Origin of the sequence: Pseudomonas sp. KnCO4 (genome assembly GCF_045344305.1) — a bacterium.
Taxonomy (GTDB): Bacteria; Pseudomonadota; Gammaproteobacteria; order Pseudomonadales; family Pseudomonadaceae; genus Aquipseudomonas; species Aquipseudomonas anuradhapurensis.
Genome location: NZ_CP174199.1, coordinates 4,770,874 through 4,796,367, shown reverse-complemented (window position 1 = coordinate 4,796,367; position 25,494 = coordinate 4,770,874). Strand labels below are relative to the sequence as shown.

Here is a 25,494-nt window from a genome sequence, read left to right as displayed (position 1 = left end):
TTGGAGTCCCTATGAGCAGAAAATACTTTGGTACCGACGGCATCCGTGGCCGTGTCGGCGAATACCCGATCACGCCAGACTTCATGCTGAAGCTCGGCTGGGCAGCCGGCATGGCTTTCCGCAAGCAGGGCCACTGCCGGGTACTGGTGGGCAAGGACACGCGTATCTCCGGCTACATGTTCGAGTCCGCACTCGAGGCCGGCCTGTCTGCGGCAGGTGCCGACGTGATGCTGCTCGGGCCGATGCCGACCCCGGCCATCGCCTACCTGACGCGTACCTTCCACGCCGAAGCCGGTATTGTCATCAGCGCCTCGCACAACCCGCACGATGACAACGGCATCAAGTTCTTCTCGGGCCAGGGGACCAAGCTGCCGGACGAAGTCGAGCTGATGATCGAGGAGCTGCTCGACCAGCCCATGACCGTTGTCGAGTCGAGCAAGCTGGGCAAGGTTTCGCGCATCAACGATGCTGCCGGCCGCTACATCGAGTTCTGCAAGAGCAGCGTGCCCACCAGCACCAGCTTCGATGGCCTCAAGCTGGTGGTCGACTGCGCCCATGGCGCCACCTACAAGGTTGCGCCAAGCGTATTCCGCGAGCTGGGCGCCGAGGTGACCGTGCTGCATGCCCAGCCGGACGGCCTCAACATCAACGAAAACTGCGGCTCGACACACATCGAATCGCTGCAGGCCGCCGTGCTGGTAGGGCATGCCGACCTGGGCATCGCTTTCGACGGTGACGGCGACCGGGTGCTGATGGTCGACCATACAGGCGCTATCGTCGACGGTGACGAACTGTTGTTCATCATCGCTCGCGACCTGCACGAGCGCGGCAAGCTGCAGGGCGGGGTCGTGGGTACGCTGATGAGCAACCTGGGCCTGGAGCTTGCGCTGAAGGAGCTGGGCATCCCGTTCGTGCGTGCCAAAGTCGGTGACCGTTACGTCATGGCCGAGCTGCTGGAGCGCGAGTGGCTGCTTGGTGGTGAGAGTTCCGGTCACGTGGTGTGCTGCAACAACACCACCACCGGTGACGCGATCGTTGCCGCGCTGCAAGTGCTGATGGCGCTGAAGCGCCGTGGTGAAACCCTGGCCCAGGCCCGTCAGGCCCTGCGCAAATGCCCGCAGGTGTTGATCAATGTGCGCTACGGCGCCAGCAAGGTCGACCCGCTGCAGCACCCCTCGGTCAAGGAAGCCAGTGCCAAGGTAACCGAGGCGTTGGCTGGCCGTGGTCGCGTGCTGCTGCGCAAATCCGGTACCGAGCCTCTGGTGCGGGTCATGGTCGAAGGCGAGGACGAAAGCCAGGTGCGTGCCCATGCCGAAGCGCTGGCCAAACTGGTCGGCGAAGTTTGTGTCTGAAGGCGCTTGCCAGCGCAGATAGGGTTGGGTACTATCTGCGCCCACTTTGACCGACGAGGTAAAGCATGCGTCGCCCCATGGTAGCTGGTAACTGGAAGATGCACGGTACCCGCGCTAGCGTCGCTGAGCTGACCGAAGGCTTGAGAAATCTGGCCTTGCCGAGCGGAGTGGAAGTCGCGGTGTTCCCACCGGCCCTGTTCATCAATCAAGTGATCGATGGTCTGGCAGATAAGGGAATCATCGTCGGCGCACAGAATTCTGCAATACAGCCCGAACAGGGCGCGCTGACCGGGGAAGTTGCTCCGGAACAGCTGGTTGAAGCAGGTTGCAAGTTGGTCTTGATTGGTCATTCGGAGCGTCGCCAGATTGTTGGTGAAAGCGACGAAGTGCTCAATCGCAAGTTTGCAGCTGCCCAGGCCAAAGGTTTGAAGCCAGTGCTTTGCATCGGGGAAACCCTGGAAGAGCGCGAGGCTGGCAAAACGCTCGAAGTTGTCGGGCGTCAACTAAGCAGTATCATCGAAACATTCGGTGTTAAAGCTTTTGCCAATGCAGTAATTGCCTATGAGCCTGTATGGGCCATCGGCACCGGCCTTACGGCCACGCCGCAGCAGGCTCAGGATGTGCACGCAGCCATCCGCAGCCAGCTGGCGGCAGAAGATGCTGAAGTGGCTGCGAAGGTGCAGCTGCTCTACGGCGGCAGCGTGAAGGCGGCCAATGCGGCCGAACTGTTCGGCATGCCGGATATCGATGGGGGGCTCATTGGTGGGGCTTCCCTGAACGCAGACGAATTCGGTGCAATTTGTCGCGCCGCAGGAAACTGAACAAATGCTGGAAACAGTCATCGTTGTTTTTCATCTGTTGGCAGCGCTGTCGCTTGTAGTGCTGGTTCTGTTGCAACAGGGTAAGGGTGCGGAAGCAGGTGCATCTTTCGGCGCGGGTGCTTCAAATACCGTGTTCGGGAGCCAAGGTTCTGCAACCTTCCTGAGTAAATTAACTGCTGTACTCGCTGCCACTTTCTTTTTGACAGCACTTGGGTTAGGATACTTCGCGAAGCAACAAGCTCACCAGCTTAGCCAAGCAGGTCTTCCAGATCCAGCAGTGCTAGAAGTGAAAGAGCCGCAGAAACCGGCAGTTAATGATGATGTACCGGTGCTCCAGCAGCAGAAGAGCGAAACCACCACGAACACTGGTGATGTACCTCCTCCGGCACAAGAGCAGAAGTAACGGGTTTCAAGTAGTAGTATTGCCGAGGTGGTGGAATTGGTAGACACGCAACCTTGAGGTGGTTGTGCCCATAGGGTGTAGGGGTTCGAGTCCCCTTCTCGGTACCAATTAAAGCTTGAGAGCCCGCTTTAGCGGGCTTTCTTGCAGGTGAAGGTTCGGATTTGACCCTTGAGAGGGTTCGGTCTTATACTTTTGCCCCAGCTTTGTCGCGGGGTGGAGCAGCTTGGTAGCTCGTCGGGCTCATAACCCGAAGGTCGTTGGTTCAAATCCAGCCCCCGCAACCAGCTTCAGCGGAGCCCCTTTTCAGGGGCTTTTTGCTAACCGAACAGTTTTCGGCGTCGTTGTCCAACGGCGCTTTCAGGGATGGGCGCTTTGCCCATTTTTTATTTGCACAGCATGCACGAGGGGGTTCAGGTGTCGAGCAAGCTAGAACAGTTGCAGGCCTTGTTGGCCCCGGTTGTCGAGGGTCTGGGCTATCAATGCTGGGGGATCGAATACGTTTCCCAAGGTAAGCATTCGGTACTGCGCATCTACATCGACAAGGAAGGCGGCATCCTGGTGGACGACTGCGAAGCGGTCAGCCGTCAGGCCAGCGCAATCCTCGATGTAGAAGATCCGATCAGCAGTGAGTACACCCTCGAGGTGTCTTCTCCAGGCATGGATCGCCCACTGTTCACTCTGGAACAGTTTGCCTCGCATGCCGGCGAACAAGTGAAGATCAAGCTGCGCTCACCCTTCGAGGGTCGTCGTAACTTCCAGGGCCTTCTCCGCGGTGTGGAGGAGCAGGACGTGGTGGTCCAGGTGGACAATCAGGAATTCCTGTTGCCGATCGACTCGATCGACAAGGCCAATATTATTCCCAGTTTTGACTGAGACGTGCCGGGCCCGGCGGACTATCCGGGCCCAATGGCTTGCGCAAGGCGAGGCGTACGATGAGCAAAGAAGTACTGCTGGTTGTTGAATCGGTATCCAACGAAAAAGGTGTACCGCCCGGCGTCATTTTCGAAGCGCTGGAAGTGGCCCTGGCCACTGCAACCAAAAAACGTTTTGAAGACGAAGTCGACCTGCGTGTGGAAATCAACCGCCACACCGGTAGCTACGAGACCTTCCGTCGCTGGACCGTGGTCGACGAGGCCGATCTTGATGATCCGGCGATCGAGACCTGGCTGGACAAGATCAAGGACACCCACCCCGAAGCCAAGGTCGGTGACGTGATCGAAGAGAAGATCGAGTCGATCGAGTTCGGCCGTATCGCCGCCCAGACCGCCAAGCAGGTCATCGTGCAGAAGGTCCGTGAGGCCGAGCGTGCCCAGGTGGTGGATGCCTACCGCGAACGCGTTGGCGAGATCATTTCCGGCACCGTCAAGAAGGTTACCCGCGACAACGTCATCGTTGACCTGGGCAACAACGCCGAGGCCCTGCTGGCCCGCGAAGACATCATTCCGCGCGAGACCTTCCGTGTTGGCGTGCGCCTGCGTGCGCTGCTGAAGGAAATTCGCACCGAAAACCGTGGCCCACAGCTGATCCTGTCGCGCACCGCGCCGCAGATGCTGATCGAGCTTTTCCGCATTGAAGTGCCGGAAATTGCCGAGGGCCTGATCGAAGTCATGGCTGCCTCCCGTGATCCGGGTTCGCGAGCCAAGATCGCCGTCCGCTCCAAGGACAAGCGCATCGACCCGCAAGGTGCCTGCATCGGCATGCGTGGTTCGCGCGTCCAGGCCGTATCCGGGGAGCTGGGTGGTGAGCGTGTGGATATCGTCCTGTGGGACGATAACCCGGCGCAGTTCGTCATCAACGCCATGTCGCCGGCTGAAGTCGCGGCGATCATCGTTGATGAAGATGCCCATGCCATGGACATCGCCGTCGCCGAGGACAACCTGGCCCAGGCCATTGGCCGTGGCGGTCAGAACGTTCGCCTGGCCAGTCAGCTGACCGGCTGGACCCTGAACGTGATGACCGAGAAGGACATCCAGGCCAAGCAGCAGGCCGAAACCGGTGACATCCTGCGCAATTTCATCGATGAACTGGAAGTCGACGAGGAGCTGGCCCAAGTGCTGGTCGACGAAGGCTTCACCAGCCTCGAAGAAATTGCCTACGTACCGTTGGAAGAAATGCTCAACATCGATGGCTTTGACGAAGAGATCGTCAACGAGCTCCGCGCTCGAGCCAAGGACCGTTTGTTGACCAAGGCCATCGCTACCGAAGAAAAACTGGCAGATGCCCACCCAGCCGAAGACCTGCTCTCCCTCGAGGGCATGGACAAGGACCTGGCGGCGGAACTGGCGGTGCGCGGCGTGGTTAACCGCGAAGACCTGGCCGAGCAGTCGATTGACGATCTGCTCGACATCGACGGCATCGACGAAGAGCGTGCCGGCAAGTTGATCATGGCCGCCCGAGCCCACTGGTTCGAGTAATTAGGCGCGGCCTGAGGAGAGAAGTGCATGACGCAAGTCACGGTGAAAGAACTGGCCCAAGAGGTCGAGGCACCGGTAGAGCGCCTGCTGCAGCAGATGCGTGAGGCAGGTCTGCCGCACACCGACGCCGGTCAGGTAGTGACCGACAATGAGAAGCAGACCCTGCTGACTCATTTGAAGAGCAGCCACAAGAGCAAGGCGGAAGAGCCGCGCAAGATTACCTTGCAGCGCAAAACCACCAGCACCCTGCGTGTCGCCGGTAGCAAGAGCATCAGCGTAGAAGTACGCAAGAAGAAAGTATTCGTGCAGCGCAGCCCGGAAGAAATCCAGGCTGAGCAGAAGCGTGAGCTGGAAGAGCGTCGCGCGGCCGAAAACGCCGCTCGCGAGAAGGTCGAGGCCGAAGTTCGCCAGCGCAACGAAGAGCAGGCTCGCCGTCAGGCTGCCGAAACCGCTGCTGCCGCACCTGCACCTGCTGCCAAGCCAGAGCCGGCACCTGCCGCTGCCCCGGCCCCGGTAGTTGCCGACGCCCCGGCCTCCGAAGACGCCGCAGCCCGTGCTGCCGAGCGCAAGAAGGACGAAGCCCGTCGTAACGAAGGTCGCACCCGTGACGAAGACCGTCGCGGTGGTGAGCGTCGTGGCGAGGCCCCGCGCGTGTCGATCAAGGTCAAGGTCAAGGAGAAGGAAAAGGCTCCGACGCCTCGTGCCGCGCCGCGCACCACCGATGAAGAGAGCGATGGCGTACGCCGTGGCCGCGGTGGCAAGAGCAAGCTTAAGAAACGCAACCAGCACGGCTTCCAGAACCCGACCGGTCCGGTCATTCGTGACGTGACCATCGGCGAGACCATCACCGTCTCGGAACTGGCCCAGCAGATGTCGGTCAAGGCCGCTGAAGTGGTCAAGTTCATGTTCAAGCTGGGTACCCCGGTTACCATCAACCAGGTGCTCGACCAGGAAACCGCTCAGCTGGTCGCCGAAGAACTGGGCCACAAGGTGACCCTGGTCAGCGATACCGCCCTGGAAGACTCCCTGGCCGAATCGCTGAAATTCGAAGGCGAAGTCGAATCGCGTGCACCGGTCGTTACCGTCATGGGTCACGTTGACCACGGTAAGACCTCGCTGCTCGACTACATCCGTCGTGCCAAGGTTGCCGCAGGCGAAGCCGGTGGTATCACCCAGCACATCGGTGCCTACCACGTGGAAACCGACCGCGGCATGGTCACCTTCCTCGACACCCCTGGCCACGCCGCGTTCACCGCAATGCGTGCCCGAGGTGCCAAGGCCACCGACATCGTCATCCTGGTGGTGGCAGCGGACGACGGCGTGATGCCGCAAACTCGCGAAGCCGTTCAGCATGCCAAGGCAGCTGGCGTTCCGCTGGTGGTCGCGGTGAACAAAATCGACAAGCCGGGTGCCGACATCGACCGCATCCGTAACGAGCTGGCCGTCGAAGGCGTGACCTCCGAGGACTGGGGTGGTGACACGCCATTCGTCAAGGTTTCGGCGAAGATGGGTACCGGTGTCGACGAGCTGCTCGAAGCCGTCCTGCTGCAGGCCGAGATCCTCGAGCTGACCGCTACCCCGACCGCTCCAGGTCGTGGCGTGGTCGTCGAATCGCGCCTGGACAAGGGCCGCGGCCCGGTGGCTACCATCCTGGTTCAGGACGGTACCCTGCGTCAGGGCGACATGGTCCTGTGCGGCTCCAACTATGGCCGCGTGCGTGCCATGCTCGACGAGAACGGCAAGCCTGTGAAGGAAGCCGGCCCGTCGATCCCGGTCGAGATTCTCGGCCTGGACGGTACCCCGGAAGCCGGTGACGAGCTGTCGGTGGTGGCCGACGAGAAGAAGGCCCGTGAAGTGGCCCTGTTCCGTCAAGGCAAGTACCGCGAGGTCAAGCTGGCCCGTGCTCACGCCGGCAAGCTGGAAAACATCTTCGAGACCATGGGTCAGGAAGAGAAGAAGACCCTCAACATCGTCCTCAAGACCGACGTGCGTGGTTCCCTGGAAGCACTGCAGGGTTCGCTGTCGGGCCTGGGCAACGACGAAGTTCAGGTGCGCGTGATCGGTGGCGGCGTCGGTGGTATCACCGAAAGCGATGCCAACCTGGCGCTGGCTTCGAATGCAGTACTGTTCGGCTTCAACGTGCGTGCCGATGCCGGCGCGCGCAAGATCGTCGAGCAGGAAGGTCTGGATATGCGTTACTACAACGTGATCTACGACATCATCGAAGACGTCAAGAAGGCCCTGACCGGCATGCTCGGCAGCGATGTTCGCGAGAACATCCTGGGTGTCGCCGAAGTGCGTGACGTGTTCCGTTCGCCGAAGTTCGGCGCCATCGCTGGCTGTATGGTCATCGAGGGTACCGTGTACCGCAACCGTCCGATCCGCGTACTGCGCGAAGACGTTGTGATCTTCGAAGGCGAGCTGGAATCGCTGCGTCGCTTCAAGGACGACGCCTCCGAAGTCCGTTCGGGCATGGAGTGCGGTATTGGCGTGAAGAGCTACAACGACGTCAAGGTCGGCGACAAGATCGAAGTCTTCGAGAAAGTCCAGGTGGCTCGTACCCTGTAAGGGGCGAGCGTGGTGCAGGCCCCGCCCCAGGGCGGCTGGCAGCACCTCTGAAGGTAGCGCCCGGTCAGGCTTCAGCCTGACCGGGCGTTTGCCGCTTTAAGTTACAGGTAGCAAGAATGGCAAAAGAATATAGCCGTACCCAACGCATCGGCGACCAGATGCAGCGCGAGCTGTCGGAGCTGATCCGCCGTGAAGTCAAAGACCCGCGCGTCGGCCTGGTGACCATCACGGCCGTCGACGTCAGCCGCGACCTTGGCCACGCCAAGGTGTTCATCACCGTGATGGGCGCGGACGGCAGCGACGCCGTACCGCAGACCCTCAAGGCCCTGACCAGCGCCGCAAGCTTCCTGCGCCTGCACCTGGGCCGGGTAATGCAACTGCGCAGCGTGCCGCAACTGCATTTCCACTTCGACGAAAGCGTCAGCCGTGGTGCCCACCTGTCGGCACTGATCGAGCGCGCGGTCGCCGAAGACCGTCAGCACAAGGATGCCGACCAGCCGGACACCGAGGAGTAAGCGGTGGCCCAGGTCAAACGTATCCGCCGCAACGTCAGCGGCATCATCCTGCTCGACAAGCCGCTGGGCTTCACCTCCAACGCTGCGCTGCAAAAGGTGCGCTGGCTGCTCAACGCGGAAAAGGCCGGCCACACCGGCAGCCTCGACCCGTTGGCCACCGGCGTGCTGCCGCTGTGCTTTGGCGAAGCGACCAAGTTTTCGCAGTACCTGCTCGATTCGGACAAGGGCTACGAAACGGTCATGCAGATGGGGCAGACGACCAACACCGGCGATGCCGAAGGTGAAGTGTTGCAGACCCGCGAAGTGACCGTTGGTCGTGCCGACATCGAGGCACTGCTGCCGCGTTTTCGCGGCCAGATCAGCCAGATACCGCCGATGTACTCGGCGCTCAAGCGTGACGGCCAGCCACTGTACAAGCTGGCACGTGCAGGAGAGGTAGTGGAGCGCGAGGCGCGTTCTGTTACTATTGGCCGCTTGGAGTTGCTCGAGTGCGAAGGCACCCGTGCACGGCTGAGCGTAGGATGCAGCAAAGGCACCTATATCCGCACCCTGGTGGAGGATATCGGCGAAGCCCTTGGCTGCGGCGCCTATGTCGCCGAGCTGCGCAGGACCCAGGCCGGGCCCTTCGTGCTGGCACAAACGGTCACCCTCGAGGAACTCGAACAGGCCCACGCCGAAGGTGGTAACGAAGCGCTCGACCGCTTCCTGATGCCTTCGGACAGCGGCCTGCAGGACTGGCCACTGGTGTGCCTGTCCGAGCACAGTGCGTTCTACTGGCTGCATGGCCAGGCGGTACGCGCGCCGGACGCACCCCAATTTGGCATGGTCCGGGTACAGGATCACAATGCACGCTTCATCGGTATCGGTGAAGTGAGCGAAGACGGGCGCATTGCGCCGCGTCGGCTGATTCGGTCGGAATGACCGAAACCGTAGGGCCAGGCAACCGCCAAACCCCACGGCAACAAGGGTGGCTGTCAGTAGGCACGGTCACACCTTTTTTATTAATACAGGGATTTGTCCCTGGCCTATTGGACCCCGCGTGCGGGATCCGTTATCAGGAGAAGCCACATGGCCCTCAGCGTTGAAGAAAAAGCTCAGATCGTTGCCGAATACCAGCAAGCCGCCGGCGATACCGGTAGCCCGGAAGTGCAGGTTGCTCTGCTGACCGCCAACATCAACAAGCTGCAAGGCCACTTCAAGGCCAACGACAAAGACCACCACTCCCGTCGTGGTCTGATCCGTATGGTCAACCAGCGTCGTAAGCTGCTGGATTACCTGAAGGGCAAAGACACCACTCGTTACAGCGCCCTGATCGGTCGCCTGGGTCTGCGTCGCTAATAGCGGCCTGGCCAGTGGTGTGCATGGCGTGTCGCAGGCTTCGGCAGGGCTGTTTTGCAGTGCTGCCGTTGGACACGCCACGCGTATCTCCGAGGTTGGCAGCCTGGCAATGCTGAGCGGATCTTCCGTTTGGTGCCAGGCTCCCAGCCTCGTGTTGTATCTGGACGGTCAATGGGGCCGATTCCCCGTTCTGCCCAAGAATTCGCAAGAAACCAGTTCCCCCAGAGCCACTGAAAAAAGGTAGGAAACCGTGAACCCGGTAATCAAGAAATTCCAGTTCGGTCAATCGACCGTTACTCTCGAAACGGGCCGTATTGCCCGTCAGGCAACCGGCGCCGTGCTGGTTACCGTCGACAACGACGTCACCGTGCTGGTGACCGTGGTCGGTGCCAAACAGGCCGATCCAGGCAAGGGCTTCTTCCCGCTGTCGGTCCACTATCAGGAAAAGACCTACGCCGCCGGCAAGATCCCAGGTGGCTTCTTCAAGCGTGAAGGCCGTCCTTCCGAGAAAGAGACGCTGACCTCGCGCCTGATCGACCGTCCGATCCGCCCGCTGTTCCCAGAAGGCTTCATGAACGAAGTGCAGGTCGTCTGCACCGTGGTTTCCACCAGCAAGAAGACCGACCCGGACATCGCCGCGATGATCGGTACCTCGGCTGCCCTGGCCATTTCCGGCATTCCGTTCGAAGGCCCGATCGGCGCCGCCCGCGTTGCCTTCCACGAAAGCACCGGCTACCTGCTGAACCCAACCTACGAGCAACTGGCTGCCTCGAGCCTGGACATGGTCGTTGCCGGTACCGAGTCGGCCGTACTGATGGTTGAATCGGAAGCCAAGGAGCTGACCGAAGACCAGATGCTGGGCGCCGTGCTGTTCGCCCACGACGAATTCCAGGCGGTGATCCAGGCCGTCAAGGAACTGGCCGCCGAAGCCGGCAAACCGACCTGGGACTGGCAGCCAGCCCCGGCCAACACCGAGCTGATGAACCTGGTGCGTGCCGAGTTCGGCGAAGCCGTTTCGCAGGCCTACACCATCACCCAGAAGGCCGACCGCTACAACCGCCTGGGCCAGCTGCGCGACGAGGCCGTTGCCCGTCTGAGCAACGAAGAGACCGGCCCGTCCGCTGGTGCCATCAAGGAGATCTTCGGCGAGCTGGAATACCGCACCGTCCGCGAGAACATCGTCAACGGCAAGCCGCGTATCGACGGCCGCGACACTCGCACCGTGCGCCCGCTGAACATCGAAGTTGGCGTTCTGCCGAAAACCCACGGTTCGGCACTGTTCACCCGTGGCGAGACCCAGGCCCTGGTCGTCGCGACCCTGGGTACTGCCCGTGACGCGCAGTTGCTGGACACCCTGGAAGGCGAGAAGAAAGACGCCTTCATGCTGCACTACAACTTCCCACCGTTCTCGGTAGGTGAGTGCGGCCGCATGGGCGGCGCTGGCCGTCGTGAAATCGGCCACGGCCGCCTGGCCCGTCGTGGCGTGCAGGCCATGCTGCCGAGCGACAGCGAGTTCCCGTACACCATCCGCGTGGTTTCGGAAATCACCGAATCCAACGGTTCCAGCTCCATGGCTTCGGTGTGTGGTGCTTCCCTGGCCCTGATGGACGCTGGCGTGCCGATGAAGGCGCCGGTTGCCGGTATCGCCATGGGCCTGGTCAAGGAAGGTGACAAGTTCGCCGTCCTGACCGACATCCTGGGTGACGAAGACCACCTGGGCGACATGGACTTCAAGGTAGCCGGTACCGCCAAAGGCGTCACCGCGCTGCAGATGGACATCAAGATCAACGGCATCACCGAAGAGATCATGGAAATCGCCCTGGGCCAGGCCCTGGAAGCGCGCCTGAACATCCTCGGCCAGATGAACCAGATCATCGCCCAGTCGCGCAGCGAGCTGTCGGCCAACGCCCCGACCATGATCGCGATGAAGATCGACACCGACAAGATTCGTGACGTCATCGGCAAGGGCGGCGCCACTATCCGCGCCATCTGCGAAGAGACCAAGGCTTCGATCGATATCGAAGACGACGGCTCGATCAAGATCTTCGGCGAAACCAAGGAAGCGGCAGATGCTGCCAAGCAGCGCATCCTGGGCATCACCGCCGAGGCCGAGATCGGCAAGATCTATGTCGGCAAGGTCGAGCGCATCGTCGACTTCGGCGCCTTCGTCAACATCCTGCCGGGCAAGGACGGCCTGGTGCACATCTCCATGCTGAGCGATGCTCGCGTCGAGAAAGTCACCGACGTGCTCAAGGAAGGCCAGGAAGTCGAAGTACTGGTACTGGACGTGGATAACCGCGGCCGTATCAAGCTGTCGATCAAGGACGTTGCCGCGGCCAAGGCCTCGGGCGTCTAAGCGACTGCCGAGCAATGGAAAAGGGCCCTTCGGGGCCCTTTTTTCATGGCCGCAAGGGAACCTTTTGCGGACTTGCATCTTGCATGCAGGTTTACCGTGCAGATTGCAAAATGCACGACCCCGGGCGCTTTCTGATGTTTGTAACTCATTGATTTATAATGGAAAAAGCGAAACGGTAAAGCTGGCATAGCGCATGCAACTACTCTTGTACCTGTCGCCAGGACATACGGCGCAGACCTTTCGAAAAACAGGAGTGACCCACATGAAGAAGTTCGCCATTGCTGCCGCTACTGCTACCGCTCTGACCCTGACCATGGCTAACGCGGCATTCGCCCAGCAATCCACCCAAGCCCCGATGACGCTGGCGGCTGGTGAGGTGACCAAAACCAAGGAAGCGGCCTCCGATACCTGGATCACCACCAAGGTGAAAGCTGACCTGATGACCGAGAAAGGTGTGCCTGGAAGCGATATCAAGGTCGAAACCAACAAAGGCGTCGTGTCGCTTTCCTCTGACACGCCGGTGACCTCTGCACAGAAAGAGATGGCGATTTCCATCGCCAAGAAGATCAAAGGCGTACAGGCTGTTTCGGCTGATGGTCTGAAAGCCGAATAAGGAATGTCCCGTCGGCCAAAGGGATTTGGCCACCTCTTCCGGAAGGGGCCGCTGTGCGGCCCCTTTTCAATTACAGCATCGGGTTGCGTGACAGCACATCGCTTTCGAAGCATTCCTGCTCGATGATCAATGGCTCCACCAACGGGCGGCTGTCGCGAAAATGCGCCGTGCGGGTATGCGCTTCATAGGCAGCGTCGTCACGGTAGATCTCGTACAGGTAGATCACCTCCGGGTCGACCCGGTCCTGTGCCACATCGAAGACCAGACAACCGGGCTCGGTAGCAACGGAAGCCTCGGCATTGGCTTTGATCGCGGCCAGGAAGTCCTCCACGCAACCGCGTTTCACGCGGGTCTTGATGAACAGGCTATACACAAGGCGTTCCTTTTGTTTTAAATTCGTTTTCGAATTGTATACAAAAAAGGAACCCTGCCAATGTCCGAATTGCCTGCCCGTCCTGGTCGCTTGAACGGCCTGCGCCACATTGCCTTGCTGGTACCCAACCTGGAGGAGTGCGAGCGCTTCTACGTCGATGTGCTGGGCATGGAAGTGCTGAATCGCGCCAACGAGGACCTGGTGTACCTGACCTGTGGTAACGACAACCTGTCGCTGGGGCGTGGGGCAGGGGCGGCCAATGGCTTGCAGACCCTCGACCACTATGGGTTCATCGTCGACAGCGTGGAGGAACTGGAGGCTTGGTACCAGTACTTCAAGGCGCGTGGCGTGACCTTGCTCGACAAGCCGTTCAACCACGGTGACGGCGCGCGCAGCTTCCACCTGTTGGACCCGGCTGGGAACAAGGTGCAGCCGCTGTATCACCCGGCGGTGTCGGGGCAGCGGCTGGTCCAATAGCTTATACGTGGCCATTGTGGGAGCGGCCTTGCGTCGCGAAAGGGCCGCGAAGCGGCCCCCGGTCCCTGGCACTGATGCAATGGCTGGGGCCGCTTCGCGGCCCTTTCGCGACGCAAGGCCGCCTACAGATCCGCGGTCAGGCTGCTATCTACTCAGCATCCAGGTGCATCGGCGTCACCACCCGCCCATCGCTCTCAGGCTGCCCCAGGTTGGTATCGATGAAATACACCCGGTCATCTTCCAGCTGGCCTTTGTCGACCAGGTAATCCTTGATGCTGCTGGCCCGTTCCTGGCCCAATGTGCGTAGCAGCGCAGTGCTCTCGGCCCACGACTTGATCACCGCCTCGCGCAACTTGGCAGTGCGCTCTTCGCGGCCCAGTTGCTCCCATTCGGCAGGTGGTTGCTGCTTCAGGCGGTTGCGGTAGATGCCTTCGAGCATCGCCGGTTTGTCACGCTCATCGACCACCAGCATGGAGGCATTGGCCGGCACCTTGTCACCCCGGCGTTGCAGGATCTTGTACCAGGTAGCCTGGTATTCGCGTTCCAGCCGTTGCTGGGCGATCAGTGGGCCGTCGCTGGCCTGGGCGCTGGTGCCTTCGATTTCCAGACGCAGCTCCGGGCGTTCCTTCAGCGCCGAAGCCAGCTTGTCCAGCGAGGCCTGGGCGTCCTGGCCTAGCTCGCTGGAGCCCGGGGCGAAAGCCACGCTGCCCAGGTCTTCCGAGCCGCCGCCAGTAACCAGCCCGCCGATGAACTTGAAGGGTGCCTGTGCCGCGCGCAGTACCAGGTTGCGCAGGGTCTGCCAAACGATCGGCATTACGCTGAACTGTGGGTTGTTGAGGTCGCCGGACACCGGCAGCTCGATCGAGATCTTGCCTTCGGTATCCTTCAGCAGCGCCACCGCCAGACGGATCGGCAGGTCCACTGCATCCGGGCTGTCGACCTTCTCGCCCAACTGCAGCTGTTCTACCACCACCTTGTTCTCGGCCTTGAGCTGGCCATTGGTGATCAGATAGTGCAAGTCGAGGTTGAGCCGGCCCTTGCGGATGCGGAAACCGGCGAACTTGCCAGAATAAGGCGTCAGGGTGGTCAACTCGACGCGCCTGAAACTGGTGGCGATGTCCAGGCTGGCCAGCGGGTTGAACGGGTTGAGTGCACCTTTGATGGTGACCGGTGCGTAGCGATCGACCTTACCCTTCACATCGACCTTGGCCGGTACCGGCTTGCGGTTGTCGATGGTGCCGATCCGGCCGTTGAGCTGCTGGATGGCGGTGGCGAAGTTGGGTGTGAGGGACAGGTCGGCGAAGTTGGCCGAGCCGTCGTTGATGTCGATCTGGCCGATGTGAATACCCAGCGGCTTGTCGCCGCTGGCAGTGGCCGGCTTGGCCGAGGCCGGTGCTGGGCTCGGGGCGCCGGCCGGCTGCGGGATCAGCAAGTCGTTGATGTTGGTGGTGCGGTCTTCGTTGATGATGAAGCGCGCGTAGGGCTGCAGCAAGGTCACCTTGTCGATCGACAGCGCGTCGCCATGGACATAGGACAGGCCGTCGACATTCACCTGCTGCCATTTGACGAAATCGCGGCTCTTGATGGTATCGAGGGTATGCAGCTGGCTCACCTGTGCCTTGCCGGTGACGCTGAAGGCCAGTGGTGCGGTGTTCTTCAGGTCGACATTGAGGTCGCTCGAGAGCATGCCGCTGCGCAGTTCCAGCAGGATGAACGGGCTGATATAGGCCTGGGCCACGCGCAGGTCGATGTCGCGGGTGCTGACGTCCAGCTTGGCCCAGATCGGCGCCAGGTTGACCTGGCCGGTTGCCTGCAGCTTGCCTTGTCTTCCCACGCCGGTGTCGAGCTTGAGCTTGAAGGGGGACTGGTTGAGGCTGTCGAAACCTTGCAGGTCAGCGTTGAGCGGGCCCACGTCGAGGGCCACCGGCTCTTTCTGCGTACGGTCTGCCAGGTGCACCAGGTAATTGCGCAGCTGTACGTCCTTGAGCAGTACCTGCCAAGGCTTGCTCGGCGCTTTCGCCGCTTGTTCCTTGGGGGTGGGCTCGGCGGCGGCCGGTTCGGCCTTTTCCTTTGGCGTGGCCTTGGTTGGCTGGCTGGCGAACAGCTTCTGCCAGTCGAGCTGGCCGTCCTTTTCCAGCGCGGCCCAGGTCTCCAGTTTTTCGCTGCGGATCTTGCCCACGGTGACCAGCTGCTTGACCAGGTCGACCGAGGTTTCGCTCACCTCCAGGCTGGCCAGGCGAGCCAGTGGGCGGCCATCCGGCGCCTTGATGGCGAACGGTGCGATACGTAGCGAGGCGTTGTCCAGCAGCAGTTCGGTCTGCTTGGCGAGGTTGAGCTTGTAATGGGTATCGAGGCTGACCACACCCTCTTCCAGCACCAGTGGCACGGCATCGCGTACATAGGGCCAGAACGCCTTCATCTTGCCTTCGGTAATTTTCAGCGTGCCCTCGGAGGCGATCGGCGCCAGGCTCAGTGTGCCTTTCCAGTCGATGCGCCCGCCATTGGGGCCATTCGCCACCAGGGTCATGTCGGCATTGTCGTTGGGCAAGGTGCTGAGGTTTTTCAGCTCCAGGTTCATGTTGTCGTAGAGGAACTCGATCGGCTCGCTCGGGCGCAGGTCTTCGAAGTGCAGGTAGCCCTCGCTGAGCTTGATGCTGGCGATGCGCAGCGGGAACGGGTCGCTGGGCGGCTCGTCGGGCTTGGCCTGGCTGGCGGGTAGCTTGAACAGGCGAGTCAGGTTGAGCGTACCGTCCTTGGCGAACAGCACTTCGTTGCGCGGCTTGATCAGTTCCACCGCCTCCAGATGCAGTGCGCCGCTCCACAGGCTGTCGAGCGAGAGGTTGGCATACAGCCGGTCGAAGCCGACCTGCTCCTTGCCGGGCTCGCCGATCTGCAGGCCCCAGACCGTCAGTTCGAGGCTGAAGGGGTTGAGCTCGATCCGTTCGAGGTGGGCAGGCACGGTCGCGTACTGGGCCAACTGCTGGTTGGCGATGCGCAGCGCGACACCGGGAAGGACGAGAAAGCCAAGAAGGCTGTAGAGGGCTAGCAGGGCCAGCAGTGCGCCTGCGGCGCGAGTCAATCCTTTGTACATGTGTCGCTTCGTCTGTCTAAGCAGGAGAGCTTGGAGTATGGCACGTTAAATCAGTTCCGCTGAGGCGACCGTTTGCCCTTATTCGATGCCCATGCGCCGTTTCGCCCGTTGCGCCGAGCCGTTACGCATTGCCCAACGCAGTAGCGGCGCGGTGCGGCGCAGGCCCAGGCGGATCATGCGCCGCTGCAGCGGGCCGTGCCGCAGGCCGAGCATGGCCTGGGCCCAAGCAGGTAGCAGGTCGAGGCCAGCGTGCAGCATCAGCTTGCCCACCGGCTGTGCCAGGCGGCTGGGGGCGGGGGCGTCGAGCAGGATATCGAGCACCTGGAGGCTGCGGGCATCGCAAAGCAACTGCGGGCGCATACGCAGCAGGTAATCCTCGACCTGCTGGCGCGAGCGCGGCACGTCGCGCGCACCCAGGCGCTCGGCAATCAGCGCGATCTCTGCGTAATAGGCGTCCTGTTCGGCAACTGCAAGATGCGGGTTGCAGTACCGCAGGTGGGCACTCAGGAAGCTGCTGACTTCGGCCACATGCACCCAGGTCAGCAAGGCCGGGTCGCTGGCCGCATAAGGGCGGCCGTCCGGCGCGGTACCGGTTACCTGCAGGTGGATGGTGCGGACCTTGTCGATCAGCCATTCGGCATCGCGGGTGGCGCCGAAGGTGGTGCCGGAAATGAACTGGCTGGTACGGCGCAGGCGCCCGAGCAGGTCTTCACGGAAATTGGAGTGGTCCCACACCCCGGCCAGGGCCAGCGGGTGCAGGAGCTGCAGCATGAGGGCGCTGATGCCACCCACCAGCATGCTCGGGAAGTCACCATGCACTCGCCAGCTGATGCTGTGCGGGCCGAACAGGCCGGGGTCGCCCTTGGGTGATTCCAGGTCGAGCTGGCCGAGGGCCAGCCCGGTAAGGCTCATGACCTGGGTTTCGATGCGGCGGCGAAGGGCTTCCATGGCGACCTGTCATGCAGGGTAGCCACGCGAGCGGCCACCGGTTACTGGTTGAGGCGTTTGTCGATCAGGCCCTGCACCACGCTGGGGTCGGCCAGGGTCGAGGTATCGCCCAGGTTGTCCAACTCGTTGCAGGCGATCTTGCGCAGTATACGCCGCATGATCTTGCCTGAGCGTGTCTTGGGCAATGCCGGGGCCCACTGGATCAGCTCAGGTTTGGCGAAACTGCCGATTTCCTTGCTGACCAAAGCCAGTAGCTCGGCCTTGAGCGCGTCGTCCGGTGTTACCCCGTTCATCGTCGTGACGAAGGCGTACACCCCCTGGCCCTTGAGGTCGTGGGGGTAACCAACCACCGCCGCTTCGGCAACGCTGTCATGCAGCACCAATGCGCTTTCCACCTCGGCGGTACCGATGCGGTGCCCGGAAACATTGATCACGTCGTCGATGCGCCCGGTGATCCAGTAGTCGCCATCGGCATCGCGGCGAGCGCCGTCGCCGGTGAAGTAGTAGCCGGGCATGGGCTTGAAGTAGGTGTCGACCATGCGCTGGTGGTCGCCATAGACACTGCGGATCTGCCCTGGCCAGCTGGCCTTGATGACCAGCAAGCCGGCACCCGGGCCTTCGATCAGCTTGCCCTTGTCATCCAGCAGCAGCGGTTGCACGCCGAACATGGGCTGGCTGGCGCAGCCGGGCTTGAGTACCTGCGAGCCGGGCAGCGGGGTAATCATGATGCCGCCGGTTTCGGTTTGCCACCAGGTATCGACGATGGGGCAGCGCTTCTGGCCGACGGCTTCGAAATACCATTCCCAGGCTTCCGGGTTGATCGGCTCGCCGACGCTGCCGAGCAGGCGCAGGCTCTGGCGTGAGGTGCCCTGCAGCGGCCCGTCGCCTTCGCGCATCAGGGCGCGCAAGGCGGTTGGGGCGGTGTAGAAGATGTTCACCTTGTGCTTGTCCACCACCTGCCAGAAGCGCGAGGTGTCGGGGTAGTTGGGCACCCCTTCGAACATCAGCGATATCGCGCCATTGGCCAGCGGGCCATAGACGATGTAGCTGTGGCCGGTGACCCAGCCGACGTCGGCAGTGCACCAGAACACCTCGCCATCACGGTAGTCGAACACCACCTTGAAGGTCAGGGTGGCCTGCAGCAGGTAGCCGCCGGTGGTATGCAGCACGCCCTTGGGTTTGCCGGTGCTGCCGGAGGTGTACAGGATGAACAGTGGGTCTTCGGCCTCCATCGGCTCGACAGGGCAATCGTCGCCGGCCTTTTCCGTTGCCTCGTGGTACCAGAGATCGCGGCCTTCGGCCCAGGCGACATCAGCGCCAGTTCGGCGTACCACGAACACGCTGCTGACGGCGGGGCAGCTGAGCAGCGCTTTGTCGACGTTCTGTTTCAGCGGGATGCGCTTGCCGCCGCGCACGCCTTCATCAGCGGTGATCACGGTGCGGCAGTCGGCATCGAGAATGCGGTCGCGCAGGGCATCGGGCGAGAAGCCACCGAACACCACCGAGTGGATGGCGCCGATGCGGGTGCAGGCGAGCATGGCGAAGGCGGCCTCGGGGATCATCGGCATGTAGATGCATACCCGGTCGCCTTTCTTCACCCCTCGCGCCTTCAGGGCATTGGCCAGGCGGCAGACCTGACGGTGCAGTTCGCGGTAGGTGATGGCCTTGGCATCCTGGGGGTCGTCACCTTCCCACAGCAACGCGGTCTGGTCGCCGCGCCGGGCCAGGTGGCGGTCGATGCAGTTGTAGCTGACATTCAGCTGGCCGCCGTCGAACCAGCGCGCCTGGCCGGTCTTCAGGTCACATTGCTGCACGCTCGACCAGGGCTTGATCCAGTCCAGGCGCCGGGCTTGCTCGGCCCAGAAAGTGTCGGGATCGTCGACCGACTGGCGGTAGAGGCGGCGGTAGTCGTCGGGGGAAAGGGCGGCGGACTGGCTGACTGCCAGGGCCTGCGGGTAGTTGCGGATATCGAACATGGCGGGTGGTCCTGCTCTTGTAAGGGGCGATGGACTGCAACGGCTATTCGATAGGACAGTGTAGCTAGAGGTGGTGTTCCTTGAGGCCGGGCCCGGTAGGAACGGCCTTGTGTCGCGATGGGGCGCGAAGCGGCCCCGACAATTGACGCACCAGGGCTGAAATCCCGGGGCCGCTCTGCGGCCCATCGCCACACAAGGCCGCTCCTGCACGGAGCGACCGAGTGGCGTTGGGATCAACCGCGGTGACGGCCGCGGAAATAGTTGATCAGGCCCTGGGTGGAGCCGTCCTCGGCGCTGTCTTCCAGGCTGCCGACCAAGCGCTGGTAAACGCCCTTGCCCAGCTCCTTGCCCAGTTCCACGCCCCACTGGTCGAAGGCGTTGATACCCCAGATCACGCTCTGCACGAACACCTTGTGTTCGTACATCGCCACCAGGGCGCCCAGACGGCGTGGGCTGATGCGTTCCACCACCAGGGTGTTGCTCGGGCGGTTGCCCGGGATCACCTTGTGCGGGGCCAGCTTCTCGATGTCCGCTTCATTCAGGCCCTTGGCGCGCAGCTCGGCCTCGGCTTCTTCGCGGGTCTTGCCCAGCATCAGCGCCTGGCTTTGCGACAGGCAGTTGGCGTACAGCCACTGATGATGGTCGGCGACCGGGTTGAAGCTCACCACCGGCACGATGAAGTCGGCCGGAATCAGCTGGGTGCCCTGATGTAGCAGCTGGTGGTAGGCGTGCTGGCCGTTGCAGCCGACGCCGCCCCAGATCACCGGGCCGGTATCGGTCTTCACCGGGGTGCCATCCTGCAGCACGCTCTTGCCGTTGGACTCCATGTCCAACTGTTGCAGGTGCTTGGTGATGTTGCGCAGGTAATGGTCGTACGGCAGGATCGCGTGGCTGTTCGCGCCCCAGAAGTTGCCATACCAGACGCCCAGCAGGGCCAGCAGCACCGGCATGTTCTTTTCGAACGGCGCGGTCTGGAAGTGCTGGTCCATGGTGTAGGCACCGGACAGCAGTTCCTTGAAGTTGGCCATGCCGATGGCCAGGGCAATCGGCAGGCCGATAGCCGACCACAGCGAGTAGCGCCCGCCCACCCAGTCCCACATCGGGAAGATGTTCTCTTCGCGGATGCCGAAGGCCACGGCAGCGGCCTTGTTGCTGGATACGGCGATGAAGTGGCGGTACAGCTCGGCTTCCGAGCCGCCCTGGGCCAGGTACCAGGTGCGTGCAGCCATGGCGTTCTTCAGCGTCTCGAGGGTGTTGAACGACTTCGACGAGACGATGAACAGGGTGGTTTCAGCACGCAGGTTGGCCGACAGCTCGTGGAATTCGCTGCCGTCGATGTTCGCCAGGTAGTGGCAGCGCACGCCGCGTTGGGCATAGGGCAGCAGCGCTTCGGAGACCAGTTCGGGACCGAGGAACGAACCACCGATGCCGATGTTGACCACGTCGGTGATCGGCTTCTCGCTGTAACCGCGCCATAGGCCGTCATGGATGCGGCCGACCAGTTCGGTGATCTGGTTGAGCACCTTGTGCACTTCCGGCATGACGTTCACGCCGTTGACGCTGAGCTTGTCGCCTACCGGGCGGCGCAGGGCAGTGTGCAGCACCGGGCGGCCTTCGGAGGCGTTGATGATTTCGCCGCTGAACATCGACTTGATGGCATCTTGCAAGCCGACCTGGTCGGCCAGGTTCACCAGCAGGTCACGGGTCTGTTCGGTGATCAGGTTCTTCGAGTAGTCGAGGAACAGGCCACAGGAACTCAGGGAGAACTGGTCGAAGCGTTTGGCGTCGGCGGCGAAGGCTTCGCGCATGCTGAAGCCTTGCATGGCGTCGCGGTGTTGCTGGAGCGCCTGCCAGGCGGGCAGGGCCGTCACATCGTGGGGTGTACGGTAATACGCCATTGCGCGGGGTTCCCTTGGTGCGTGGTGATGCCTTGGACACGGCAGTCGTTGCCGGGTTCAGGCTGGCATCATTATAGGCAAAGGCCACTGGCAGGGAATGGGTATGGCAGAGGGAATTTGGGGCGTCTTGCGCCCCTGCAGGAGCTGGCTTGCCTGTGAATGGGCTGCAAGGCAGCCCATGCCGTTACGCGGTCTTCTCTTCCACATGCAAGTACAGGTTGTCGATCAACCGCGTGTTGCCCAGGTAAGCCGCCGCGATCACTACCAGGTCGCGGTCATCGATCATTGCCGGACGCAGGCTCACTGCATGGCGCACTTCCAGGTAGTCCGGGCGGAACCCCGCGGCAGTCAGTTGCGCCTGACCTTCGGCAACCAGCGCCGCGAAATCACGCTGGCCCCGGCCAATGGCCGCAGCGATATGCTGCAACGTGCGGTACAACGCCGGTGCTGCGGCCCGCTGCTCAGGCGTCAGGTAACCGTTGCGCGACGACAGCGCCAGGCCATCTTCGGCACGCACGGTAGGCTCGCCGATGACCTGGATCGGCATGTTCAGGTCGCGCACCATGGCGCGTATCACCGCCAGCTGCTGGAAGTCCTTTTCGCCGAACACGGCAAGGTCGGGCTGGACCATGTTGAACAGCTTGGTGACCACGGTAGCCACCCCTTCGAAATGCCCGGGCCGGCTGGCGCCGCACAGGCCTTCGGAAAGCTGGGGAACGCTGACGCGGGTTTGCACGCTCATGCCGTCGGGGTACATTTCGTCGACGGTGGGCGCGAACAACAGGTTGCAGCCGGCCTGCAACAGGCGCTCCTGGTCGGCGGCCAGGGTGCGCGGGTACTTGTCGAGGTCTTCGTTGGCGCCGAACTGCAGCGGGTTGACGAAGATGCTGGCGACCACGAAATCGGCCCGCTGCGCGGCCTTGGTTACCAGGGCCGCGTGGCCGCTGTGCAGGTTGCCCATGGTCGGCACGAAGCCGATGCGCTTGCCTTCACTCCGGGCGCGGGCAACGGCGGCACGCAATTCGCGGACGGTCTTGACTGTATTCATGCACTGAACCCGTGTTCGCTGCCAGGGAAGCTGACCTGCTTGACTGCCTCGACGTAGGCGACGAGGGCGCTGTGGATATCCGGCTGGCCTTGCATGAAGTTCTTCACGAACTTCGGTACGCGACCGCTCAGCGACAGGCCGAGCATGTCGTGCAGGACCAGCACCTGGCCGTCGGTGCCGCTGCCGGCACCAATACCGATTACCGGAATACCGACGGCACTGGTGATTTCCGCCGCCAGTTCGCTGGGCACGCATTCGAGCAGCAGCATGGCCGCACCAGCCTGCTCCAGGGCGATGGCATCGGCACGCATTTGCCGGGCCTGGGCTTCCTGGCGGCCCTGAACCTTGTAGCCGCCCAGGACGTTGACGGTTTGCGGGGTCAAGCCCATGTGCGCGCATACCGGCACGCCACGTTCGGCCAGCAGGCGGATGGTCTCGGCCAGCCAGGCAGCCCCTTCGATCTTGACCATGTGGGCGCCGGCCTGCATCAGCGTGGCACTGTTGGCAAAGGCCTGTTCCGGGGTGGCATGCGCCATGAACGGCAGGTCGGTGAGGATCAGCGCGCCGTCGTTGCCGCGTTTGACGCTGGCGGTATGGTAGGCCATGTCCGCGGTGGTTACCGGTAGTGTGCTGTCGTGGCCTTGCAGGACCATCCCCAGCGAGTCACCCACCAGCAACACTTCGACGCCGGCCTGGCTGGCGGCCTTGGCGAAGGTCGCATCGTAGCAGGTCAGCATGGTGATTTTTTCACCCTTGGCCTTGAGGCCATTGAGGGTGGTCAGGGTTACTTCAGGCATGTAGGAAATTCCTCGTTCAGGCGCTGTAAAAAACGACTGCATTCAACGCGTAGTCATCTTCCGGAGCGGCACATCATCGCGCGTGATGTTCGGGCACAGGTCCGTCCGGGCCTAAATACGGGTAGCGGCACTTCGGTGCCACACGGGACGCCTATAGTCGTGAGCGAGGTGGGGGAAGTCAATGACCCTGTTACCGCATTGTTACGTTCAGGGTGTTACTGGCGTTACCGCGCCGCTGTGCACGGCTGGAACGCCCGGCCTACAGGCGTTCGAGACCGACGAACGGGCACGCTTCGAGCAGTTGGGCGAGGGCGCGGCCATCGGCCAGACGGAAATCGCCCGGTACCAGTTCGGCCAGCGGATACAGCACGAAAGGCCGGGCATGCATGTGGTAATGCGGCACCTTCAGGCGCGGTTCATCCAGCACCTGGTCGCCGAACAGCAGAATGTCCAGGTCCAGTGTGCGCGGGCCCCAGCGCTCCAAGCGCACACGGCCCTGGTCATTTTCGATAGCTTGCAGCGCATCGAGCAGGGCCAAGGGCGGCAGGGCGGTATCCAGGGCGGCGACGGCATTGGTGTAGCGCGGTTGACCTGGCAGCAGTGAGTCACTGGTATACAGGGCCGAAGCCGCCACCAGGCGCGTACTTTCTACCTGGTCGAGCGCCTGCAGGGCATTGCGCAACTGCTCGGCCGGTGCGTCCAGGTTGCTGCCCAGGCCGATATAGGCGCGGGTGGTCACTCGAATGCCTCGTCGCCGCCGCGCTTGCGCTTGCCGCCGCTGCGCTTGCGTTTACGTGGGCCGGCGCCGCTGCCTTCGTCACGGCTGCCCAGCTCGCGGATCATCTCGCGGCGCTCGCTGTCGTTGGCATCCTGGTAGTCGGTCCACCACTGGCCGAGTTCGTCGGTTTCTTCCCCGGCGCTTTCGCGCAGCAGCAGGAAGTCGTAACCGGCGCGGAAACGCGGGTTGTCCAGCAGCACATCGGCGCGTTTGCCGCTGCGTCGCGGCAGACGCTCCTGCATGTCCCAGATCTCGCGGATTGGCAGGGTGAAGCGCTTGGGGATGGCGATGCGTGCGCATTGCTCGGCAATCAGGTCGTGGGCTGCACCGTTCATGGCCGGGATGGGCGGCACGCCCTGGGCTTGCAGGTGCAGCACGCGGGCCGGCAGGGCTGGCCACAGCAGCGCGGCGAAGAGGAACGCCGGGGTTACCGGTTTGCCTTGCTTCACGCGCAGGTCGGTGTTGTGCAGCGCCTGGCTGATCAAGGTATGGGTGTAGGTCGGGCGCTCGTCCAGGGCATGTGCACTGGCCGGGAACAGCGGTTCGAACAGCTGCAGGTCGACCAGCATTTCGAAGGCGATGGCGCCCTGGCCGGAGAGGAACAGCTTGAGGCTCTCCTCGAACAGGCGTGCCGGCGGAATCTCGCGCAGCAGCGGTGCCAGTTCGCGCACCGGTTGGACAGTGTGCTTTTCGATACCGAAGTCGAGCTTGGCGGCAAAGCGCACCGCGCGCAGCATGCGCACAGGGTCTTCCTGGTAGCGATGGGTCGGGTCACCGATCAGGCGCAGCAGGCGGTTACGGATATCGTGCACGCCATTGGCATAGTCGAGAATGCGCTCGCTGACCGGGTCGTAGTACAGGGCGTTGATGGTGAAGTCGCGGCGTTGCGCGTCTTCTTCCAGGGTGCCGTACACGTTGTCCCGCAGGATGCGGCCACTGGCATTGTGCGACGAGCGGTGGCTGTCACCCTGGTCGTCTTCCGAATGGTGGGCGCGGAAGGTGGCGACTTCGATGATCTCACGGCCGAAATGCACGTGGACCAGCTTGAAGCGGCGACCGATGATACGCGCGTTGCGGAATTCGGCACGGACCTGTTCGGGGGTAGCGCTGGTGGCGACGTCGAAGTCCTTGGGAGTGATGCCAAGCATCAGGTCGCGGACACAGCCACCGACCAGGTAGGCCTGGTAGCCGGCGCTCTGCAGGCGTTCCACGATGTTCACCGCATGGCGGCTGAACTGGTGGCGCTGCAGCGAATGCTGGCTCTTGTTGATCACCTCAGGTGTGGTACGCCTGTGATGCGGGCCCGGTACGGGCGGGCGGAACGACTGGAACAGCTTCTTCAGCATGGGATGCACTGTTTGAAGGAATGTTCGGCCAAGAATAGGAGAATGGCCGCATGATGGGCGGGGATTCTAGCATTTACTCAAGGAATGGTGTAGGCGGGTAGCAGGATGCCTGCCGGAACGGTAGAAACGACAAGGGGAGCCTAAGCTCCCCAAGAAGTCGTTGCGTGCTCTTATTGTTTTTCTGCTGGGCTTCTTGTTTTTGTTGAGTGCCCTGCCCACAAATCTCGAAGCTTGTGGACGACCCCCAAGCCAGGGGTTAAGAGCAAACGGATTGCTTTGGCCGCTGATGTCACGTTGATCGGTTGATCCAACCAGTTCAGGCGCTGCTTTGAGTGCAGTTTTTGTTGTTCTCTGCCTGGTTGTGGGGCAAGCCCCAAACACG

General features: G+C 62.3%; 21 protein-coding genes and 2 tRNA genes. 14 read left to right on the top strand and 9 right to left on the bottom strand.

The features are described from left to right. The first annotated feature begins 11 nt into the window (after positions 1-11). The 13 genes from glmM to ACJA3S_RS22155 all read left to right on the top strand — a co-directional run bounded on the left by glmM (position 12) and on the right by ACJA3S_RS22155 (position 12,380). Positions 12-1,352 (top strand): phosphoglucosamine mutase, encoded by a 1,341-nt coding sequence (glmM, locus tag ACJA3S_RS22215; protein WP_406820009.1) that lies wholly within the window; start codon positions 12-14, stop codon positions 1,350-1,352. Between the two features lie 65 nt (positions 1,353-1,417). After that, positions 1,418-2,173 (top strand): triose-phosphate isomerase, encoded by a 756-nt coding sequence (tpiA, locus tag ACJA3S_RS22210; protein WP_406820008.1) that lies wholly within the window; start codon positions 1,418-1,420, stop codon positions 2,171-2,173. A 4-nt stretch (positions 2,174-2,177) separates the two neighbouring features. Further along, entirely contained in the window at positions 2,178-2,576 is a 399-nt protein-coding gene (gene secG / locus ACJA3S_RS22205; RefSeq protein WP_170032748.1) for a preprotein translocase subunit SecG, read from the top strand. Between the two features lie 21 nt (positions 2,577-2,597). Next, positions 2,598-2,683, top strand: a tRNA-Leu gene (locus tag ACJA3S_RS22200). A 100-nt stretch (positions 2,684-2,783) separates the two neighbouring features. Next, positions 2,784-2,860, top strand: a tRNA-Met gene (locus tag ACJA3S_RS22195). Positions 2,861-2,990: 130 nt separating this feature from the next. Further along, on the top strand, positions 2,991-3,449 hold the full coding sequence (gene rimP / locus ACJA3S_RS22190; protein ID WP_003249960.1) for a ribosome maturation factor RimP: 459 nt from the start codon (positions 2,991-2,993) through the stop codon (positions 3,447-3,449). A 59-nt stretch (positions 3,450-3,508) separates the two neighbouring features. Then, the gene (nusA, locus tag ACJA3S_RS22185) at positions 3,509-4,990 is read left to right on the top strand and encodes a transcription termination factor NusA (RefSeq protein WP_170032746.1); all 1,482 of its coding nucleotides are present in this window, start codon (positions 3,509-3,511) and stop codon (positions 4,988-4,990) included. A 27-nt stretch (positions 4,991-5,017) separates the two neighbouring features. Continuing rightward, on the top strand, positions 5,018-7,558 hold the full coding sequence (gene infB / locus ACJA3S_RS22180) for a translation initiation factor IF-2 (protein ID WP_170032744.1): 2,541 nt from the start codon (positions 5,018-5,020) through the stop codon (positions 7,556-7,558). Positions 7,559-7,674: 116 nt separating this feature from the next. Beyond that, a complete protein-coding gene (rbfA, locus tag ACJA3S_RS22175) occupies positions 7,675-8,073 on the top strand; it encodes a 30S ribosome-binding factor RbfA (protein ID WP_170032742.1) in 399 nt (132 codons plus the stop codon). Positions 8,074-8,076: 3 nt separating this feature from the next. Next, positions 8,077-8,994: a tRNA pseudouridine(55) synthase TruB gene (gene truB, locus ACJA3S_RS22170; protein ID WP_170032740.1), complete on the top strand. Its 918-nt coding sequence runs from the start codon at positions 8,077-8,079 to the stop codon at positions 8,992-8,994. A 147-nt stretch (positions 8,995-9,141) separates the two neighbouring features. Continuing rightward, positions 9,142-9,411 carry a 30S ribosomal protein S15 gene (gene rpsO / locus ACJA3S_RS22165; RefSeq protein WP_003249971.1) on the top strand — a complete coding sequence of 90 codons (270 nt, stop codon included), beginning with the start codon at positions 9,142-9,144 and terminating at the stop codon, positions 9,409-9,411. Between the two features lie 250 nt (positions 9,412-9,661). Then, on the top strand, positions 9,662-11,767 hold the full coding sequence (gene pnp / locus ACJA3S_RS22160; protein WP_170032738.1) for a polyribonucleotide nucleotidyltransferase: 2,106 nt from the start codon (positions 9,662-9,664) through the stop codon (positions 11,765-11,767). A gap of 262 nt (positions 11,768-12,029) precedes the next feature. Continuing rightward, positions 12,030-12,380 carry a BON domain-containing protein gene (locus tag ACJA3S_RS22155; RefSeq protein ID WP_170032736.1) on the top strand — a complete coding sequence of 117 codons (351 nt, stop codon included), beginning with the start codon at positions 12,030-12,032 and terminating at the stop codon, positions 12,378-12,380. Positions 12,381-12,450: 70 nt separating this feature from the next. Here the strand turns inward: ACJA3S_RS22155 and ACJA3S_RS22150 are convergent, their stop codons facing one another. Continuing rightward, entirely contained in the window at positions 12,451-12,753 is a 303-nt protein-coding gene (locus ACJA3S_RS22150; protein ID WP_406820007.1) for a putative quinol monooxygenase, read from the bottom strand. Positions 12,754-12,813: 60 nt separating this feature from the next. Here ACJA3S_RS22150 and ACJA3S_RS22145 point away from each other — a divergent pair, with 60 nt between their 5' ends. Further along, positions 12,814-13,230, top strand: coding sequence for a VOC family protein (locus ACJA3S_RS22145; protein WP_170032732.1), 417 nt, complete (start codon positions 12,814-12,816; stop codon positions 13,228-13,230). Positions 13,231-13,378: 148 nt separating this feature from the next. Here the strand turns inward: ACJA3S_RS22145 and ACJA3S_RS22140 are convergent, their stop codons facing one another. From ACJA3S_RS22140 to ACJA3S_RS22105, 8 genes are all read right to left on the bottom strand, one after another. Next, the gene (locus tag ACJA3S_RS22140; RefSeq protein WP_406820006.1) at positions 13,379-16,321 is read right to left on the bottom strand and encodes a DUF748 domain-containing protein; all 2,943 of its coding nucleotides are present in this window, start codon (positions 16,319-16,321) and stop codon (positions 13,379-13,381) included. A gap of 78 nt (positions 16,322-16,399) precedes the next feature. Continuing rightward, a complete protein-coding gene (locus ACJA3S_RS22135; RefSeq protein WP_406820005.1) occupies positions 16,400-17,269 on the bottom strand; it encodes an oxygenase MpaB family protein in 870 nt (289 codons plus the stop codon). Between the two features lie 41 nt (positions 17,270-17,310). Beyond that, positions 17,311-19,245, bottom strand: a complete 1,935-nt coding sequence (acs, locus tag ACJA3S_RS22130; RefSeq protein ID WP_406820004.1) for an acetate--CoA ligase — start codon at positions 19,243-19,245, stop codon at positions 17,311-17,313. A gap of 233 nt (positions 19,246-19,478) precedes the next feature. Further along, on the bottom strand, positions 19,479-21,143 hold the full coding sequence (gene pgi, locus ACJA3S_RS22125; protein ID WP_170032724.1) for a glucose-6-phosphate isomerase: 1,665 nt from the start codon (positions 21,141-21,143) through the stop codon (positions 19,479-19,481). A gap of 184 nt (positions 21,144-21,327) precedes the next feature. Then, positions 21,328-22,191, bottom strand: coding sequence for a pantoate--beta-alanine ligase (gene panC, locus ACJA3S_RS22120; protein WP_170032723.1), 864 nt, complete (start codon positions 22,189-22,191; stop codon positions 21,328-21,330). Further along, positions 22,188-22,988, bottom strand: a complete 801-nt coding sequence (gene panB / locus ACJA3S_RS22115) for a 3-methyl-2-oxobutanoate hydroxymethyltransferase (RefSeq protein ID WP_170032721.1) — start codon at positions 22,986-22,988, stop codon at positions 22,188-22,190. Before panB ends, panC begins: the two co-directional genes overlap by 4 nt. 259 nt (positions 22,989-23,247) lie before the next feature. Continuing rightward, positions 23,248-23,727 carry a 2-amino-4-hydroxy-6-hydroxymethyldihydropteridine diphosphokinase gene (gene folK / locus ACJA3S_RS22110; protein WP_406820003.1) on the bottom strand — a complete coding sequence of 160 codons (480 nt, stop codon included), beginning with the start codon at positions 23,725-23,727 and terminating at the stop codon, positions 23,248-23,250. Next, entirely contained in the window at positions 23,724-25,112 is a 1,389-nt protein-coding gene (locus tag ACJA3S_RS22105) for a polynucleotide adenylyltransferase PcnB (RefSeq protein ID WP_225779301.1), read from the bottom strand. Before ACJA3S_RS22105 ends, folK begins: the two co-directional genes overlap by 4 nt. Positions 25,113-25,494 lie beyond the last annotated feature (382 nt).

Coding starts and splice junctions, on each gene's coding strand:
- infB (WP_170032744.1), top strand. CDS start 5,018: ATGACGCAAGTCACGGTGAAAGAACTGGCCCAAGAGGTCGAGGCACCG.
- secG (WP_170032748.1), top strand. CDS start 2,178: ATGCTGGAAACAGTCATCGTTGTTTTTCATCTGTTGGCAGCGCTGTCG.
- panB (WP_170032721.1), bottom strand. CDS start 22,988: ATGCCTGAAGTAACCCTGACCACCCTCAATGGCCTCAAGGCCAAGGGT.
- glmM (WP_406820009.1), top strand. CDS start 12: ATGAGCAGAAAATACTTTGGTACCGACGGCATCCGTGGCCGTGTCGGC.
- rpsO (WP_003249971.1), top strand. CDS start 9,142: ATGGCCCTCAGCGTTGAAGAAAAAGCTCAGATCGTTGCCGAATACCAG.
- ACJA3S_RS22155 (WP_170032736.1), top strand. CDS start 12,030: ATGAAGAAGTTCGCCATTGCTGCCGCTACTGCTACCGCTCTGACCCTG.
- ACJA3S_RS22140 (WP_406820006.1), bottom strand. CDS start 16,321: ATGTACAAAGGATTGACTCGCGCCGCAGGCGCACTGCTGGCCCTGCTA.
- panC (WP_170032723.1), bottom strand. CDS start 22,191: ATGAATACAGTCAAGACCGTCCGCGAATTGCGTGCCGCCGTTGCCCGC.
- ACJA3S_RS22145 (WP_170032732.1), top strand. CDS start 12,814: ATGTCCGAATTGCCTGCCCGTCCTGGTCGCTTGAACGGCCTGCGCCAC.
- nusA (WP_170032746.1), top strand. CDS start 3,509: ATGAGCAAAGAAGTACTGCTGGTTGTTGAATCGGTATCCAACGAAAAA.
- tpiA (WP_406820008.1), top strand. CDS start 1,418: ATGCGTCGCCCCATGGTAGCTGGTAACTGGAAGATGCACGGTACCCGC.
- rbfA (WP_170032742.1), top strand. CDS start 7,675: ATGGCAAAAGAATATAGCCGTACCCAACGCATCGGCGACCAGATGCAG.
- pgi (WP_170032724.1), bottom strand. CDS start 21,143: ATGGCGTATTACCGTACACCCCACGATGTGACGGCCCTGCCCGCCTGG.
- ACJA3S_RS22105 (WP_225779301.1), bottom strand. CDS start 25,112: ATGCTGAAGAAGCTGTTCCAGTCGTTCCGCCCGCCCGTACCGGGCCCG.
- ACJA3S_RS22135 (WP_406820005.1), bottom strand. CDS start 17,269: ATGGAAGCCCTTCGCCGCCGCATCGAAACCCAGGTCATGAGCCTTACC.
- acs (WP_406820004.1), bottom strand. CDS start 19,245: ATGTTCGATATCCGCAACTACCCGCAGGCCCTGGCAGTCAGCCAGTCC.